This window comes from Flavonifractor sp. An92 (assembly GCF_002159175.1).
GTDB lineage: Bacteria > Bacillota > Clostridia > Oscillospirales > Oscillospiraceae > Pseudoflavonifractor_A.
This window is the reverse complement of record NZ_NFGZ01000004.1, coordinates 118,847-133,521: the sequence shown is the minus strand read 5'-3', so window position 1 is coordinate 133,521 and position 14,675 is coordinate 118,847. Positions and strand designations below refer to the sequence as shown.

The window sequence follows — 14,675 nt, the reverse complement described above, 5'->3', positions numbered from 1 at the left end:
CGCGCGGGGACACGGGTGTTAACCCGCGGCCTCACTGTCCTGCGCCGCTCGCTTGCTGTCATTCATTCGTTTTCGACTCCCAGGGTCGCTGCTCACGGCGCATATCACTCCTTTTTGGTCAAACATGGCGGCGGAGATCCCGCCTTGGGGCTGGCAAACCCCACACCACGCTACTCATTATAACCCGCCCCAGGCGGGATTGCAAGGGTAAAAAGTGCCCGGCCCCTCAGCGGGCCGGGCACTTTTTCGTATGGATCGGTTGGTCAAATCGACGCTCAGCGCTTCTTGTTGAAAATCTCAAAGATCTGGCCCCAGCCGTCGTCATCCACGCCCTCATCCAAGTCGCTGGAGGTGGTGGTGCTGACGGTGGGCTGGAACTCGCCCGCGGGGGCCGCGGCAGGCGCGGGAGCGGCGGTGGGAGCGGGAGCCTCCGCAGCGGTGGCGGCGGCCTGCTCGGACTTCTTGGCACCGGCGGTGGTGAAGGGGGTGCTGGAAATGGCGCCGGGGTAGTTGTCCTCAAAGCCGGTGGCGATGACGGTGACCCGGATCTCGTCCTCCAGGGTCTCGTCAAAGGCGGCGCCGAAGATGATGTTGGCGTCGGGGTGGGCGGCCTGCTGCACCAGTCCGGCGGCAGTGTCCACCTCGTCCAGGCCGATGTCCATGGAGCCGGTCACGTTGACCAGCACGCCCTTGGCGCCGTTGATGGAGGTCTCCAGCAGGGGGCTGGAAATGGCCATCTTGGCGGCCTCCTCGGCCTTGTTCTTGCCGGCGGCCCGGCCCACGCCCATGTGGGCCATGCCCGCGTCCTTCATGACGGCGGACACGTCGGCAAAGTCCAGATTGATGAAGCCCGTCTTTTTGATCAGGTCCGAGATGGACTGCACCGCCTGGCGCAGCACGTCATCGGCGATCTCAAAGGCGTTCTGGAAGGTGATCTTCTGATCGGTGGCGTACTTCAGGCGCTCGTTGGGGATGATGACCAGGCTGTCCACCTTGTCCCGCAGATCCTCGATGCCCTTTTCCGCCTGGGTCATACGGCGGCGGCCCTCAAAGTTGAAGGGCTTGGTGACCACGCCCACGGTGAGCAGCCCCATCTCCTTGGCGATGTCCGCCACGATGGGGGCGGCGCCGGTGCCGGTACCACCGCCCATGCCGGCGGTGATGAACACCATGTCGGTGTTCTCCAGCGTCTTGGAGATCTGGGCGCGGCTCTCCTCGGCGGCCTTGCGGCCCTTCTCGGGGTCGGCGCCCGCGCCGCGGCCGCCGGTCAGCTTCTCGCCCAGCTGTACTTTATAGGTGGCCTTCGAGGCATCCAAAAACGGCTTGTCGGTGTTGGCCGCGATAAAGTCAACACCCTCCATGCCGGTCTCAATCATCCGGTTGACCACGTTATTTCCGCCGCCGCCAACGCCGATCACCTTGATCGAAACTACGTTATCCGGCCCGGTATCCAGTCCAAACGCCATAACTGCTCCTCCTAATGTATACGATTCAACATTCTGTTGTAGAAAACTCCAAATTTATCCGCTTCCCTGCGGATCTGCTGCGTCTTGTTTTATTTTATCTCGCTTTTGCTTAGGGGTCAATAGTTCCCTTCGGATTTCTGCAAAGTTTTGGAACAGGCGGGTGCCGAACACCACCACCGCCGCCAGGTACAGCGGGATGCCCAGCTTGTCCCCCAGCCAGGTGAGAAACACCGCGATGGCGGCATTTCCGATGGCGCCCGAGAGGAAGATCCCCAGCTTGAACTGGCCCTTCAAGCGGGCCCGGGCGCCGCCCAGCGCCGAATCCAGCGCCGCCAGCAGTCCGGCCGCCACGTAGAGGGACCAGTCCACCGGCACCGTCCAGGGGCACAGGAACCCCAGCAGCAGGCCCAGACCCAGGCCCACGCCTTCCAGCCACAGCATCAGCCCTCACCCCCTTCGTCAGACTCGGTGGCGGGACTGAGGTAGTCGGTGGCAATGGTCCCGTCGTACTTCTCGATGAGCAGCTTTTCGCTCATGGTCACGCTCACCTGGATCTTCCACTGGCTCAGCACGTCCACCACGCCGCCCCGCATGGTCAGGGCGTTGTAGAGGGTGGTGGGGTCGCCGATGGCGTAGATGACAAAGGGCGCGGCCAGGCGCTGGCCGTTGATCATCACCACCGAGCCGGCGCAGCGGATCTCGCTGGTGGCCAGGATGCGCTCCCCGTTGAGGGAGAGGGCCTGCGCCCCGGCGTCCCGCAGCTCGTTGACCACCGAGAGGAGGTCGCTGTCATGGATGAGGTAGTCGTTCTCGTCTCCGCTGGTGTTGGAGGCGGTGGAGTCCTGCAGGATCACCATCACGCCGGGCCCCTCCACATCGGTGAGCCCCGCCACCATGGACAGGTAGTCCACCTCCGACTTGAGGGCCTCGTTCTCCTCGCCGTTGGCGGCGGCGCTGCGGTAGTCCTCCAGCTCCTTCTGGGCGGTGGTGAGCTGATCCTTCAGCCCGTCCCGCTCGTTGACCAGATCGTTGTAGAGCTCCTGAAGGGTCTCCAGGCGGCTGGCGCTGGTGGCGTCCACTCCGGTGTGCAGGCGCACGCTCTTGAGCTGCAGCGCCAGGAGAAAGCCCAGCACCAGGAACGCGGCCACCACGGCCAGCTCACCCCGTTTTCGCCTCTTTTGCATGTTTGTCCTCCTAGTCCCCGATCTGCGTGGGCTCCATGGGCGTCACGCTCTCCGCCGGAGCACTCTCCTCCGGCGCGGCGGAGCTCTCCGCCCCCTCGGTCGGGGTGGTCTCCTGGGGCGCGCTCTCCACCGGGGCACTCTCCTCCGGGAGGCTCTCCCACGTGGGGAGCTGGGTCTCCGGCATCCAGCGCTGGGTGGTCAGCCACGCCCGGTTCCCCTCCGCCGGGAGGGTCAGCGTCCCCGTTACGGTGCCGTTGCGCTCCTGCAGCTCGGTCAGCGCCCCGTTCAGGCGGCGGACCTGGAGGGCGAAATCGCTGCTGTACAGGGGCACCTCCACCGTGAGGGTGGCGTCATAGCCAAAGCGGATCTCGCTCTCCGAGGTGAGATCGATGAACTCGGTGATGTGGCCCGTGAGCCCCTGCGCGTCCATTTGGTCCAGCAGCTCCTGAAGGGCGCTCAATTTCTTGGCCTGCTCCTCCTCCACCGCCAGGGTGGAGCCCACCGCCGGCGAGAGCGGGGTCAGGCCCAGCAGGATGGCCCGGCCCTTGGTCAGCGTAGAGTCCCCCTGCTCCAGGATCTTGCACCGGGCGTCCATCAGCCACCAAGCCCCGTCGTACTCCAGCACGGCCACTGGTTTGCTCTCGGTGACGGTGATGAGGAGGGTATCGGGGAATTTCCGGTGGATAGAGATGGTGTCGATATAGGGCAGCTGGGCGCTGACTTGCCGCACGATGGTCGCCTTGTCCAGCCGGAACAGGTTCTGCCCCTGCTCCACGCCGGTGGCGGCGATGATCTCCTCCGCCGTGTAGCGGGACTGGCCGGTGACCACGATCTCGTTGGCCCGGAAAAAGACGATACAGCCCGTCAGAATGGCGGCCAGAATGAGAAGGGTGGAGAGCAGCTTATAGAGCAGCCCAAACCGCCCCCGGTTGCGTCTTCGTCCGCGTCTTCTCTTTCTGGCCGCCATAGCTCTGTCCTCCGACTCTGTTGTGTTCCCGGTCCTGAGCCTTCAGTCTAGCAGAACCGTCTGAAGAAACTGTGAACAATCCTTAAAAAAAGAGAAAAGGTCCGCCGGCGGTCTCACCCCTCCGGCGTCTGCTCCACCCGGCGCACCCGGCCGCCCAGCGCGGTCAGGTCCCGCTCCAGTCCGGCGTAGCCCCGGTCCAGGTGTTTCAGGCCCGTGATGGAGCTCTCCCCTTCGGCTCCCAGGGCGGCCACCAGCAGCGCCGCGGCCCCCCGCAGGTCGGCGGCCTCCACCGCCGCGCCGTGGAGGGAGCGCACACCGCTCACCGCGGCCACTCTCCCCTCCACCTTGATGTCCGCGCCCATGCGGCACAGCTCCTGGGCATGGCGGTAGCGGTTTTCGAAGATGTGTTCCACAAAGAGGGTGGTCCCCCGTCCCCGGGCCAGGGCCGCCATCACCGGCGGCTGGGCGTCGGTGGGAAAGCCCGGATAGGGCGCGGTGTGGATGGGCCGCACCGCCTGCAGACCCTCCCGCCCCACCAGCTCCACCCAGTCGGCGCCGGTGCGGACGGTACACCCGGCCTCGGCCAGCACCGCCGTGACGGTGGAAAAATGCCGGGGGTCCGCCCCGGTGACGGTGACGGCGCCCCCCGCGGCGGCGGCCGCCGCCAGATAAGTACAGGCCACGATCCGGTCGCCCACCACGGTATACTCCCCGCCGTGGAGAGGCTTTCCGCCCCGGATCAGGATGGTGGAGGTCCCTGCCCCCTGCACGTCGGCCCCCAGCGCCCGGATGGCGCTCAGGTGCAGGTCGATGGGCCGGGGGCCCAGCTCACAGCCGCCGGGAAAGGTGAGCTCCGCCTCCCCCGTCCGGCCCAGAATGCCCCCCAGGAAGATCACCGACGAGCGCATCTCCCGCATAAGGGCGTCGGGGACGCTGCTGCCGGTGAGGGTACTGGCGTCCACCTCGATGTCGGTCCCGTGCTGCTCCGCCCGGCAGCCCAGGTGGCGCAGGATGTCCAGCGAGGCCGCCACGTCGGAGAGGGGCGGGCAGTTGTGGATCACACTCTTCCCCGGCGCCAGAATGGCGGCGGCCAGAATGGGTAAGACGCTGTTTTTGGCCCCGTGGACCTCCACGCCTCCCACCAGAGGGCGTCCGCCCTCCACGATGATTGCTTGCATGGCTGTTCCTCCTCGGTCAGTCTTGCTCCATCCTATGGCCGGGGAGGTTTGGGGGTGCTTATCCCTGTTTGCGGCGCACCAGGTCCAGCAGGGTGCGGTAGATCTGCTCGCTGGCGTCGGGCACCGCCATGTGCCGCAGGGCGGCGCCCATGGCGTCCCGCTTCTCCTTATGAGTGAGAAGGTCCAGGGTGGTCTCGTAGAGCTTCTGAGCCGAGCAGTCCTTCTCGGGCAGCAGCACCGCGCCGCCGGCCTCGGACAGCACCCGGGCGTTCTTGGTCTGGTGGTCGGCCACCACGTTGGGCGAGGGCACCAGCACCGAGGGCTTGGCGATGGCGGTGAGCTCCGAGATGGTGGAGGCGCCCGCCCGGCAGAGCACCAGGTCGGCCGCCGCCATCACCACCGGCATGTCGTAGATGTACTCCCGCAGGTCGATGGAGGGGTGCTCCTTCAGGTCCACACCCAGATCGGCCAGGGTCTTGTTGATGTTCTGGAAATCCCGGCCCGCGCCGTGGATGTGGTGGAAGGGCTCCCCGCCCTTGCACTCCAGGGCGATGAAGTCGGCCATCTGCCGGTTCATCACCGCCGCGCCCAGGCTGCCCCACACCGACACCACCACCGGGCGGTCATCGGCGATGCCCAGCTTCTCCCGGGCCTCCTTGCGGGTGTACTGGAAGAAGTCGCCCCGCACGGGGGTGCCGGTGACCACCACCTTCTCCGGGTGGTCGTAGTGGCTGCGGCTCTCCTCAAAGCCCACCATCACCACGTCCACCACCTTGGACAGGGTCTTGGTGGTCAGGCCCGGCACGGCGTTGGACTCGTGGACGGCGGTGGGGATGCCCTTGGCCGCCGCGGCGTTCACCACCGGGTAGGAGGCATAGCCGCCGGTGCCCACCACCAGGTCGGGCTGGAACTCCTTCAGGATGCGGTTGGCCTGGCCCTTGGAGCGGCCCATGTTCACCACGGTCTTGAGGTTGTGGCCGATGGCCGCCGGGGTGAAGGAGCGGCGGAAGTTGGTGATGGTCACGGTGCGGATGTCATAGCCCTCCTTGGGCACCAGGCGGTTCTCCATGCCGCCATCGGCTCCCACGAAGAGGATCTTGCAGTCCGGGTCCCGGAGCTGGAAGAGCCGGGCCAGGGCCACGGCGGGGTTGATGTGTCCGGCGGTACCGCCGCAGGTAAAGAGTACGTTCATCTGTCTATCACTCCATATCTTCCCGTCAGCCCTGTTTGGACGCCGGGATCTGTCTCGATACACTTAACACCATGCCCATCTCGGCCAGCTGGATGAGCAGTGCCGTGCCGCCGTAGCTGAAGAAGGGCAGGGAGATGCCGGTGGTGGGGATCAGGTTGGTGACCACCGCCACGTTGAGGAACACCTGGACCGCCAGCAGGGTCATGATGCCCACCGTCAGCAGCGCGCCGAAGCGGTCCCGGGCGTGGATGGCGATCCAGAAGCCCCGCAGGATGAGCAGGGCAAAGAGAAAGAGGATGACACAGGCGCCCACCAGGCCCAGCTCCTCACAGATGACGGGGAAAATGAAGTCGTTCTCCGGCTCGGGGAGGAAGAGAAATTTCTGCCGCCCCTTGCCCAGGCCCACGCCCAGCAGGCCGCCGGAACCGATGGTGTAGAGGGACTGGATGATCTGGTAGCTCTCGCCGGTGGCGTAGTAGTCCCAGGGGTTGCGCCAGACCAGGATACGGGTGGACTGGTAGCCGCTCATCATCAGGATCAGCAGCACGCCCATACACGCGCCGCCGGCCACGAACCAGCCCATGTGGATGCCCGCGGCGAAGAGCACCGCCGCGCCGCCCACCAGGATGAGGATGGTGCCCGACATGTGGGGCTCCAGCATCATGAGGATGGCGATGGAGCCCAGGATGACGGCGTAGGGGATCAGCTCCAGAAAGCCGGTGCGCTGCATGAGTCCCAGGGGGACGCTCCAGTAGGAGCGGGGGTTGAGCTTTTTGGGCTTCTCACTGTCCCGCTTGGACAGGCGCGCGGCAAAGTAGAGGATGACGCCCACCTTGGCGATCTCCGAGGGCTGGAAGCTGATACCCGCAATGCTCATCCAGCGCTGGGCGCCCACGGTGGCGCGGCCGTAGCCGAAGGGCAGCACCAAAATCAGCAGGACATAGGAGGCCGCCAGCACGCCCATCGACATCCAGCGGAAGCGCTGGTAGTTGATCTTGCTGATGACGTACATGGCCACCAGACCGCCCGCGCCGTAGCCCGCCTGTTTGAAGAAGTAGTTGGCCGGGTCCTTCCCCTCGTTGATGGCGGTGGGATAGGAGGCGGAAAAGACCATGATGGCGCCCACCACGGTCAGGATGGTCACCAGCATCAGAAAGGGCAGGTCGATGGGCCCCCGGGCCAGCTGCTCCTCCATCGTCAGGTCTCGTTTACGGGTTCGGGACAAGGGATCGCCTCCTTACTGCGCGGCCCCCGCCGCATGGATCAGAGGGGATAGCGGTTCATCACGCCCAGCCAGGCCAGCAGGCAGAACACCACTGTCACGGAGGTGAACACCGCCACCAGCTTCACCTCACTCCAGCCGCCCATCTCGAAGTGGTGGTGCAGCGGGGCCATGCGGAAGATGCGCTTGCCGTGGGTGAGCTTGAAGTAGGTCACCTGGATGATGTCCGAGAGGGTCTCGGCGATGTAGATGATGCCCACCAGAATGAGGATCAGGGGCATATCCAGCGCAAAGGCCAGGCCGCACACCATGCCGCCCATGAAGAGGGAGCCGGTGTCGCCCATAAAGACCTTGGCGGGGTGGAAGTTATAGATGAGGAAGCCCAGCAGGCCGCCCACCAGAGCGGCGGCGATGAGGCTGATGTCCGAGCGGCCCCAGAGCGAGGCGGTCACGGTGAAGAACAGGGCCACCGGCACGGTGACGCTGCTGGACAGGCCGTCGATGCCGTCGGTGATGTTCACCGCGTTGACGGTGCCCACCATCACGAAGGCGGCAAAGACCATGTAGACCACCCAGGGGATCTGGAAGGTCACGTTCACAAAGGGGATGTACAAGTCGGCGGTGAGATAGCCCTCATTGCGCAGCAGGATGGTGAACACCACCGCCGCCGCCAGCTGCAGCAGGAACTTGGGCCCGGCGGTAAGGCCGGTATTCTCCTTCTTCTTCACCTTCATATAGTCGTCCAGGAAACCGATGGCGCCGAACACCAGGGCGAAGAGATAGGTATACAGACCGCCCAGGCGGCCGGACACCAGGTCCTTCCAGCCCAGCACCACCAGCACCACGGCCATGGACAGGATGAACATCAGGCCGCCCATGGTGGGGGTGCCCTGCTTGGTCATGTGCCAGGTGGGTCCGATCTCCTTGATGGACTGCCCCGCCTTGAGCGCCCGCAGGGCGGGAATGAGGAAGCGGCCCGCCACGGCGGACACCAGGAAACTCAGCACCATGCTGAAAATCACGCGTACATCCATTCTTTGAACCTCCATACCTCTTTTGCAAAAAATCATAGAATCACAAGGAGGTATTTTATCACACACAGCGCTTGATTTCTACCTGAAATATCACGAAATATCCCCGGAGCGCCCCTGGTCCTCTTCCCGTTTTGCCATGGCGGGCACCGCCTCTTCCTCCGCGAAGAAGGCGGCCACCTCTTCCCGCTCGTCCAGGTGGCGGAAGGAGCCGTTGACCTCCTGGTAGGTCTCGTGGCCCTTGCCGGCCAGCAGCACCACATCCCCCGGCCGTGCCATGGCGAGGGCGGCCCGGATGGCCTCCCGCCGGTCGGGCACCACCAGGCGCGGGGTGTCGCAATCGGTCATCCCCTTCAAAATGTCCCGGAGGATGGCGTGGGGGTCCTCGCTGCGGGGATTGTCGCTGGTGAGGACCACATAGTCGGCCAGCGCCGCCGCGATTTCCCCCATAGGGGCGCGCTTGGTGGCGTCCCGGTCGCCGCCGCAGCCGAAGAGGCAGATGAGCCGCCCCTCGGTGAAGCTGCGGACCGTGGTGAGGATGTTCTCCAGGGCGTCAGGGGTGTGGGCGTAGTCGATGAGGACGGTGAACTCCGCCGGGACGTCCACCACCTCGATGCGGCCCTTCACGCCTTTGGCCCGGGAGAGCGCCGGGGCCAGCCGGTCCAGCGGGAGCCCCAGAGCCAGCCCCGCACCCAGAGCTGCCAGAGCATTATATAAGGTGAAGCCCCCGGGGATGGGGACCTCCACCCGGGCGATGCTCCCCCGGGTCACCGCTTCAAAGCGCACCGCCCGGGGCAGCAGCGTGACGTTCCGGGCGGTGAGCCAGGCCTCGTCTTTTCCCTCGGAGTAAGTGAGGACCGGGCAGGCCACATGGTCCGCGTACCACCGCCCCGCCTCGTCGTCCAGGTTCAGCACTGCCGCCTCGCACTGGCTAAAAAGCTTCCCCTTGGCGTCCCGGTAGGCCTCCATGGTGTGGTGGAAGTCCAGGTGGTCCTGAGTCAGGTTGGTGAACACCCCCACCCGGAAGGGGATGCCGTCGGTGCGGCGGAGGGCCAGGGCGTGGGAGGAGACCTCCATCACCACATGGGTGCATCCGGCGCAGGCCATCTGCATAAAAAGGCGGTGGAGCTCCCAGCTCTCCGGGGTGGTCCGCCGGGCGGGGAGCTCCCGGTCGGCGATGAGGATCTGGTTGGTGCCGATGAGGCCTACCCTGGCCCCCAGCACCTCCTCCAGCATGGTCTTGATCAGGTAGGTGGTGGTGGTTTTCCCGTTGGTGCCGGTGACGCCGATGACGGTCAACCGCTCCGCCGGATGGCCGAACCAGTTGGCCGACACCACCGCCAGAGCCGCCCGGGTATCGGCCACCCGTACCCAGGCCCCCTCCTCCGGGGGAACGCGGCAGAGCACCGCCGCCGCCCCCAGGGCAAAGGCCTCGGCGATGTGCCGGTGGCCGTCCTCCTTCTCCCCCTCCAGCGCCACGAAGAGGTCCCCGGGCCGGAGGGAGCGGGTGTCATATGTTATTCCATAAATTTCCATTTCCAGGTCGGCGGACGCCCCCAAAGGGGTGGCGCCCAGCAAAAGCTGACGCAGTTTCATGGATTCACCCCTTTGGGTTTGGTTCCGCCCACCCGGCGGGTCAAAACATTCGGTTGTTTACAGGCCGCTGCCCGCGCCGCCGCTGGCGGTGCTCTGGATGAAGTGGACCTCCACCACGGTGCCGCGCTCCACCTCAGTACCCTCGGCGATGGACTGGCTCTCCGCCTTCACGTCGCTGCCCACGGTGAGGCCGGTGGACTTCAGATAGAGTCCCGCGTTCTCCAGGGCCGTCTGGGCCTGCTCCCGGTTCATGCCGGAGACATTGGGCACCGTCACCTTGTCGGTGGGCTTCTCGGCACCCAGGTACAGGATCACCTCGCTGCCGCCGGGGATGGCCACGCCGCCGATGGGCGTCTGGTCGGTGACAGTGTCGCCCTCGCCCACGGTGCGCACCTCCAGGCCGTTGGCCTGGATCTTGGCGGTGGCGTCGGCCAGGGTCATGCCCACCACGTTGGGCACCGTCATGTCCATGGTGGCCTTCTCCTCGTCGGTGTACTGCTTCGCCACACCCAGATAGTCCAGGATGTCGGGCAGCAGCTCACCGGCCTGGAGGGCCGCCATGTTACCGCCGCTGATGTAGTAGCCGCCGGAGGTGTAGAGGGCGCCGGGGCTGGCGGGCTTGGGGCTGTCGTAGGCGATGAGGACCACGACCTGGGGATCGTTGGCCGGGGCAAAGCCCAGGAAGGAGACGATGGTGTGGTCGTCCTCGTTCTTGACCTCAGAGGAGCCGGTCTTGCCGCCGATGCGGTAGCCCGCCACGTAGGCCTGCTTACCGGTTCCGGGCGGGATGACCACCTGCTCCAGAATGGTGCGGCAGCGCTCGCTGGTCTTTTCGCTGACCACCTGGCGGACCTCGGTGGGCTCGGTGTGCTGCACCACGTTGCCGTCGGCGTCGGTAACGCTGTCCACCACGTAGGGCTGCATCAGGTGGCCGCCGTTGATGACGGCGCTGGCGGCGGTGATGAGCTGCAGGGGGGTGACCTCAAAGCGCTGGCCGAAGGAGGCCACCGCCAGGTCAACGGTGGTGAAGGAGTCCCGGGGCCACATAATGTTATAGTTGGGGGCGCTGGGCTCACCCTGGAGGTCGATGCCGGTCTGGGACAGGAAGCCGAAGTCCTCCAGGTAGTCGTAGAAGGTCTGGGTGCCCAGCTTCTGACCGATGGCGATGAAGGCGGGGTTGCAGGAGTTGGCCACCGCCTGGGCCAGGGTCTGGGTGCCGTGGCCGGTGCGCTTGGAGCAGTGGATGGGGCTGCTGTATCCGTCCACCATCACCGAGCCGGTGCAGGTGAAGGTGCTGTTCTCATTGACCAGCCCCTCTTCCAGCGCGGCGGCCAGCACCACACTTTTAAAGGTAGAACCGGGCTCGTAGGTCTCATTGAGGGCCTTGTTGCTCCACTGCTGGTACAGGAGGTCGGCCACCGCCTGGCTCCGCTCCTCGTCGGTGAGGGTGGTGTCGTTCTGCACCTCCGTCAGCTTCTCGGACAGGGCCGGGTCGCTGATGGTGCGGGGCTCGTTCAGGTCGTAGGACGGGGAGTTGGCCCAGCCCAGGATGGCTCCGGTCTTGGGGTTCATGGCGATGACGAAGCCGCCCTCCTGGACCTCGAATTTCTCGATGCCCTCGGAGAGGACCCGCTCACAGTAGTACTGGATGGTGGCGTCCAGCGTCAGGTGGAGGTCCATGCCGTCCACCGCGTCCTCATAGTCCTCATAGCGGTAGAGGAGCTGCTTGCCGGTGCCGTCCTTGGCGGTGACGATGCGCCCGGTCTGGCCGGAGAGCACGTCGTCGTACATGGCCTCCAGGCCGTAGGCGCCCCGGTTGCCGTCGTTGTAGTTGACCCAGCCGATGATCTGGGAGGCCAGGCTGGAATAGGGATAGTAGCGCTTGGAGCTTGGCATGACGTAGATGCCCGCCGAGAGGCCGTTGTTCTTGGCGTACTCCCGGACCAGGTCGGCCTCGTCGCTCTCCACCTGGGTCTTGATGACCTCGCTCCAGGAGTTGGTCTTGGCCAGACGCTTCAGGATGTCCTCCGCGTCCAGCCCCAGGATGGAGGCCAGATTCTGGGCGATGGACTCGTTGGTGGGCTCGTCGTAGTCGGGCATCAGCTCTTCCCGCTTCTCCGGGTCGCTCTCGGCGTTGGCCTTCTCCACCTTCTCCCGGTACTCCTCCTGGCGCTGCTCGATCTCGTGGGGAGAGAGCTGGATGTAGTAGGCCTCGGCGCTCATGGCCAGGGTGTTGCCGTTGGCGTCGTAGATGGACCCCCGGTTGGCCACGACCTCCTTATCCCAGGTCTGCTGGTCGATGGCCTTCTCCTCCAGCTCCTTGTGCTGCACGATCTGCAGCTGGTAGAGGCGCCACACCAGGGGGATAAAAAAGACCACGCCGCACACCGCCATGAGAAACAGCGTGCGCTTGAGGATGCGCAGGTTGGCTGCGGTCCGATCTTGTTGGCGTTTTTTGTTGCTCTTCATGCCATTCTCCTTAAAAATACCGCAGAAGGGCGTAAGAAACTTTCGTTTTCTTACGCCCTCTTCTGGAGACCGCCGGAGCGGCCATGTTCTGTTTGGGGTCAGGGAACTATATGGTTCGGCTCAGCGGAAATATTCCACCACTTCACCAAAGATCTCCTTTACGCTCTCCACCAGGCCCAGTACGCCCGAGACGGAGGTTTCATTGTCAAAGAGCTCCACGCTGTCGGGCGAGGACAGATCCACGTAGCAGATCTGGCTCTCGCCGGGACGGATCATGCTGCCGTCGGCGGTCATGGTCTGTTCGATGTCGCTCAGATCGTAGGCCAGCTCGTACTGGGCACGCAGCTTGGCCTCCTCGCTCTTGAGGCTGGTGATCTCGCTCTTGACGCTCACCACCTGGCTGGAGATCTGGGAGAGCTCCACATAGCTCCACATCAGCAGGACCGCACACACAGCCACCGCCAAAAACCCAGCCACAGCAAACACGGAGACACGACCTGCCTCCCGCACCCGCACCTGGGGACGGGCCACGGCACGCTCCCGGGGCCGGACCTGAGGCCGGGGCTGCGCGGCAGGCGCGCGCTCCAGCCGGCGGGCGGCCGAGCCCTCATAGGCATTGCTTCCCGGCACAGAGCCGTAGGCGTATCGTCTTCTCCGCTTGGCCATCGTTGCCATGGGAACCAACTCCTTTTCTTTGGTCAATCACAACACACGCCCTCACGCGGGCTCTATACCTTTTCCGCCACGCGCAGCTTGGCGCTGCGGGCGCGGGGATTTTCCTCCAGTTCCTGCTCACCGGACACGATGGGCTTCCGGTTGACCAGCTTCACCTGGGGCTTGCGGCCGCACACGCACACCGGGAAGTCCGGCGGGCAGATGCAGCCTCTGGCAAACTCGGCCAGGGCGTTTTTCACGATGCGGTCCTCCAGCGAGTGGAAGGAGATCACCGCCAGTCGTCCGCCGGGGTTGAGCCGGGGCACGGCCGCCTGAAGCATCCGGTCCACCGAGGTGAGCTCGTCGTTCACCGCGATGCGGATAGCCTGAAAGCACCGCTTGGCGGGGTGCTGCTTCTCCTTCCGGGCCTTGGCCGGCATGGCGTCCCGGATGATGTCCACCAGCTCCAGGGTGGTCTCGATGGGCTTCTCCTGCCGGCGGCGGTCGATGGCCGCGGCGATGGGCCCGGCGTACCGCTCCTCCCCGAACTGGGCAAAGATCCGCCGGAGCTCGTCCCGGCTCCACTCGTTCACCACCGTGCGGGCGGCGAGGGGGCTGGTCTGGTCCATGCGCATGTCCAGCGGGGCGTCGGCCATGTAGCTGAAGCCCCGGGAGGCGTCGTCCAGTTGGGGCGAGGATACGCCCAAATCAAACAACATTCCATCCACGGCCGGGACAGAGAGCCCGTCCAGGATGGCGTCGATCTCGCAGAAATTGCTGTGTACCAGGCTCACCCGGTCCATCCAGGGAGCGAGCCGCTCCTGCGCGGCATCCAGGGCCGCCTGGTCCCGGTCCACGCAGATGAGCCGTCCCGTGGTCAGCCGCGCCGCGATCTCCCGGGAGTGGCCGGCCCGTCCCAAGGTGCCGTCCATATAAATGCCGTCGGGCCTGATATTCAGAGCCTGGATGCACTCCTCCAGCAGCACCGGGCGATGGGTGTATTCCATGGGACTCTCCTCCTGTGGTCTGCCTTACAGCCCCAGCAGAAGCATGGTCTCCGCCACCTGCTCGGGGGTGAGCTCCCGGCGCTTCTTGGCGTTCCACGCCTCGGCGTCCCAGAGCTTGGCCTTGTCGTTGTTGCCGATGACCACCACGTCCCGCTTCAAGCCCGCGTAGTCCCGCAGGTCCTGGGGGATGAAGATGCGCCACTGGCTGTCCGGCTCGCAGCGGGCGGCATTGGCAAAGATGACGTCCATGGCGGAGGCCTGACTGCTGGGCAGCTCCGCCACCCGCTCCTGGAGCTTCTGCCAGGCCGCCTCGGGGTACATCACCAGATATTTACAGATCCCGGCGGAGTCCCGGTTGGCGCCCACGGCGATGTGGAAGCTGTGCCCCAGCTCCTCCCGCAGACGGGAGGGCAGGAACATGCGGCCTTTGGCGTCGATGGTATGCTCATAGGTGCCTGTCATCTCCGCCTCACCTCATCATCGGCGCTCCCCGTTCCTCCACTTTGCTCCACTGTGCTTTTTAGTATAGCGGCTCTGTTATAAAATTGCAATACTCTCGTTACATGTTTTTCAGAAAAAAGTCGGAGATTTTCTGGGGAAATCCCTCGATTTTACAACAAAAACATATGTTCGATTGAAATAATACTTTGCTTATGCAACCCGATCCAAGCACGCGGCGGCGCCGCTTTTCCAGCGTTTCTTCCGATAA

General features: G+C 65.0%; 13 protein-coding genes. All 13 read right to left on the bottom strand.

The window, feature by feature from the left end:
- Positions 1-275: 275 nt before the first annotated feature.
- The 13 genes from ftsZ to B5G43_RS04755 all read right to left on the bottom strand — a co-directional run bounded on the left by ftsZ (position 276) and on the right by B5G43_RS04755 (position 14,428).
- Positions 276-1,466 carry a cell division protein FtsZ gene (ftsZ, locus tag B5G43_RS04815; RefSeq protein ID WP_087259338.1) on the bottom strand — a complete coding sequence of 397 codons (1,191 nt, stop codon included), beginning with the start codon at positions 1,464-1,466 and terminating at the stop codon, positions 276-278.
- A 54-nt stretch (positions 1,467-1,520) separates the two neighbouring features.
- Complete coding sequence (locus tag B5G43_RS04810; protein ID WP_087259337.1) at positions 1,521-1,907, bottom strand: small basic family protein; 387 nt, start codon at positions 1,905-1,907, stop codon at positions 1,521-1,523.
- Positions 1,907-2,650, bottom strand: coding sequence for a DUF881 domain-containing protein (locus tag B5G43_RS04805; RefSeq protein ID WP_087259336.1), 744 nt, complete (start codon positions 2,648-2,650; stop codon positions 1,907-1,909). Before B5G43_RS04805 ends, B5G43_RS04810 begins: the two co-directional genes overlap by 1 nt.
- A gap of 10 nt (positions 2,651-2,660) precedes the next feature.
- The gene (locus B5G43_RS04800; protein WP_087259335.1) at positions 2,661-3,617 is read right to left on the bottom strand and encodes an FtsQ-type POTRA domain-containing protein; all 957 of its coding nucleotides are present in this window, start codon (positions 3,615-3,617) and stop codon (positions 2,661-2,663) included.
- Positions 3,618-3,730: 113 nt separating this feature from the next.
- Positions 3,731-4,795, bottom strand: coding sequence for a UDP-N-acetylglucosamine 1-carboxyvinyltransferase (locus tag B5G43_RS04795; RefSeq protein ID WP_087259334.1), 1,065 nt, complete (start codon positions 4,793-4,795; stop codon positions 3,731-3,733).
- A 58-nt stretch (positions 4,796-4,853) separates the two neighbouring features.
- A complete protein-coding gene (gene murG / locus B5G43_RS04790) occupies positions 4,854-5,987 on the bottom strand; it encodes an undecaprenyldiphospho-muramoylpentapeptide beta-N-acetylglucosaminyltransferase (protein WP_087259333.1) in 1,134 nt (377 codons plus the stop codon).
- Positions 5,988-6,012: 25 nt separating this feature from the next.
- Positions 6,013-7,212 carry a putative peptidoglycan glycosyltransferase FtsW gene (locus B5G43_RS04785; protein WP_242960457.1) on the bottom strand — a complete coding sequence of 400 codons (1,200 nt, stop codon included), beginning with the start codon at positions 7,210-7,212 and terminating at the stop codon, positions 6,013-6,015.
- Positions 7,213-7,250: 38 nt separating this feature from the next.
- Entirely contained in the window at positions 7,251-8,243 is a 993-nt protein-coding gene (mraY, locus tag B5G43_RS04780) for a phospho-N-acetylmuramoyl-pentapeptide-transferase (protein ID WP_087259332.1), read from the bottom strand.
- A gap of 90 nt (positions 8,244-8,333) precedes the next feature.
- Positions 8,334-9,836: a UDP-N-acetylmuramoyl-L-alanyl-D-glutamate--2,6-diaminopimelate ligase gene (locus B5G43_RS04775; RefSeq protein ID WP_087259331.1), complete on the bottom strand. Its 1,503-nt coding sequence runs from the start codon at positions 9,834-9,836 to the stop codon at positions 8,334-8,336.
- Between the two features lie 57 nt (positions 9,837-9,893).
- Positions 9,894-12,305 carry a penicillin-binding transpeptidase domain-containing protein gene (locus B5G43_RS04770; protein WP_087259330.1) on the bottom strand — a complete coding sequence of 804 codons (2,412 nt, stop codon included), beginning with the start codon at positions 12,303-12,305 and terminating at the stop codon, positions 9,894-9,896.
- 120 nt (positions 12,306-12,425) lie between these two features.
- Positions 12,426-12,980 carry a hypothetical protein gene (locus B5G43_RS04765; RefSeq protein ID WP_087259329.1) on the bottom strand — a complete coding sequence of 185 codons (555 nt, stop codon included), beginning with the start codon at positions 12,978-12,980 and terminating at the stop codon, positions 12,426-12,428.
- Positions 12,981-13,033: 53 nt separating this feature from the next.
- Positions 13,034-13,966, bottom strand: a complete 933-nt coding sequence (gene rsmH, locus B5G43_RS04760) for a 16S rRNA (cytosine(1402)-N(4))-methyltransferase RsmH (RefSeq protein ID WP_087259328.1) — start codon at positions 13,964-13,966, stop codon at positions 13,034-13,036.
- 24 nt (positions 13,967-13,990) lie between these two features.
- A complete protein-coding gene (locus B5G43_RS04755; protein ID WP_087259327.1) occupies positions 13,991-14,428 on the bottom strand; it encodes a division/cell wall cluster transcriptional repressor MraZ in 438 nt (145 codons plus the stop codon).
- Between the last annotated feature and the right edge of the window lie 247 nt (positions 14,429-14,675).

What these genes read in the sequence shown, in the direction of transcription:
- ftsZ (WP_087259338.1), bottom strand. Translation starts at nt 1,466, where the DNA reads ATGGCGTTTGGACTGGATACCGGGCCGGATAACGTAGTTTCGATCAAG.
- B5G43_RS04810 (WP_087259337.1), bottom strand. Translation starts at nt 1,907, where the DNA reads ATGCTGTGGCTGGAAGGCGTGGGCCTGGGTCTGGGCCTGCTGCTGGGG.
- B5G43_RS04805 (WP_087259336.1), bottom strand. Translation starts at nt 2,650, where the DNA reads ATGCAAAAGAGGCGAAAACGGGGTGAGCTGGCCGTGGTGGCCGCGTTC.
- B5G43_RS04800 (WP_087259335.1), bottom strand. Translation starts at nt 3,617, where the DNA reads ATGGCGGCCAGAAAGAGAAGACGCGGACGAAGACGCAACCGGGGGCGG.
- B5G43_RS04795 (WP_087259334.1), bottom strand. Translation starts at nt 4,795, where the DNA reads ATGCAAGCAATCATCGTGGAGGGCGGACGCCCTCTGGTGGGAGGCGTG.
- murG (WP_087259333.1), bottom strand. Translation starts at nt 5,987, where the DNA reads ATGAACGTACTCTTTACCTGCGGCGGTACCGCCGGACACATCAACCCC.
- mraY (WP_087259332.1), bottom strand. Translation starts at nt 8,243, where the DNA reads ATGGATGTACGCGTGATTTTCAGCATGGTGCTGAGTTTCCTGGTGTCC.
- B5G43_RS04775 (WP_087259331.1), bottom strand. Translation starts at nt 9,836, where the DNA reads ATGAAACTGCGTCAGCTTTTGCTGGGCGCCACCCCTTTGGGGGCGTCC.
- B5G43_RS04770 (WP_087259330.1), bottom strand. Translation starts at nt 12,305, where the DNA reads ATGAAGAGCAACAAAAAACGCCAACAAGATCGGACCGCAGCCAACCTG.
- B5G43_RS04765 (WP_087259329.1), bottom strand. Translation starts at nt 12,980, where the DNA reads ATGGCAACGATGGCCAAGCGGAGAAGACGATACGCCTACGGCTCTGTG.
- rsmH (WP_087259328.1), bottom strand. Translation starts at nt 13,966, where the DNA reads ATGGAATACACCCATCGCCCGGTGCTGCTGGAGGAGTGCATCCAGGCT.
- B5G43_RS04755 (WP_087259327.1), bottom strand. Translation starts at nt 14,428, where the DNA reads ATGACAGGCACCTATGAGCATACCATCGACGCCAAAGGCCGCATGTTC.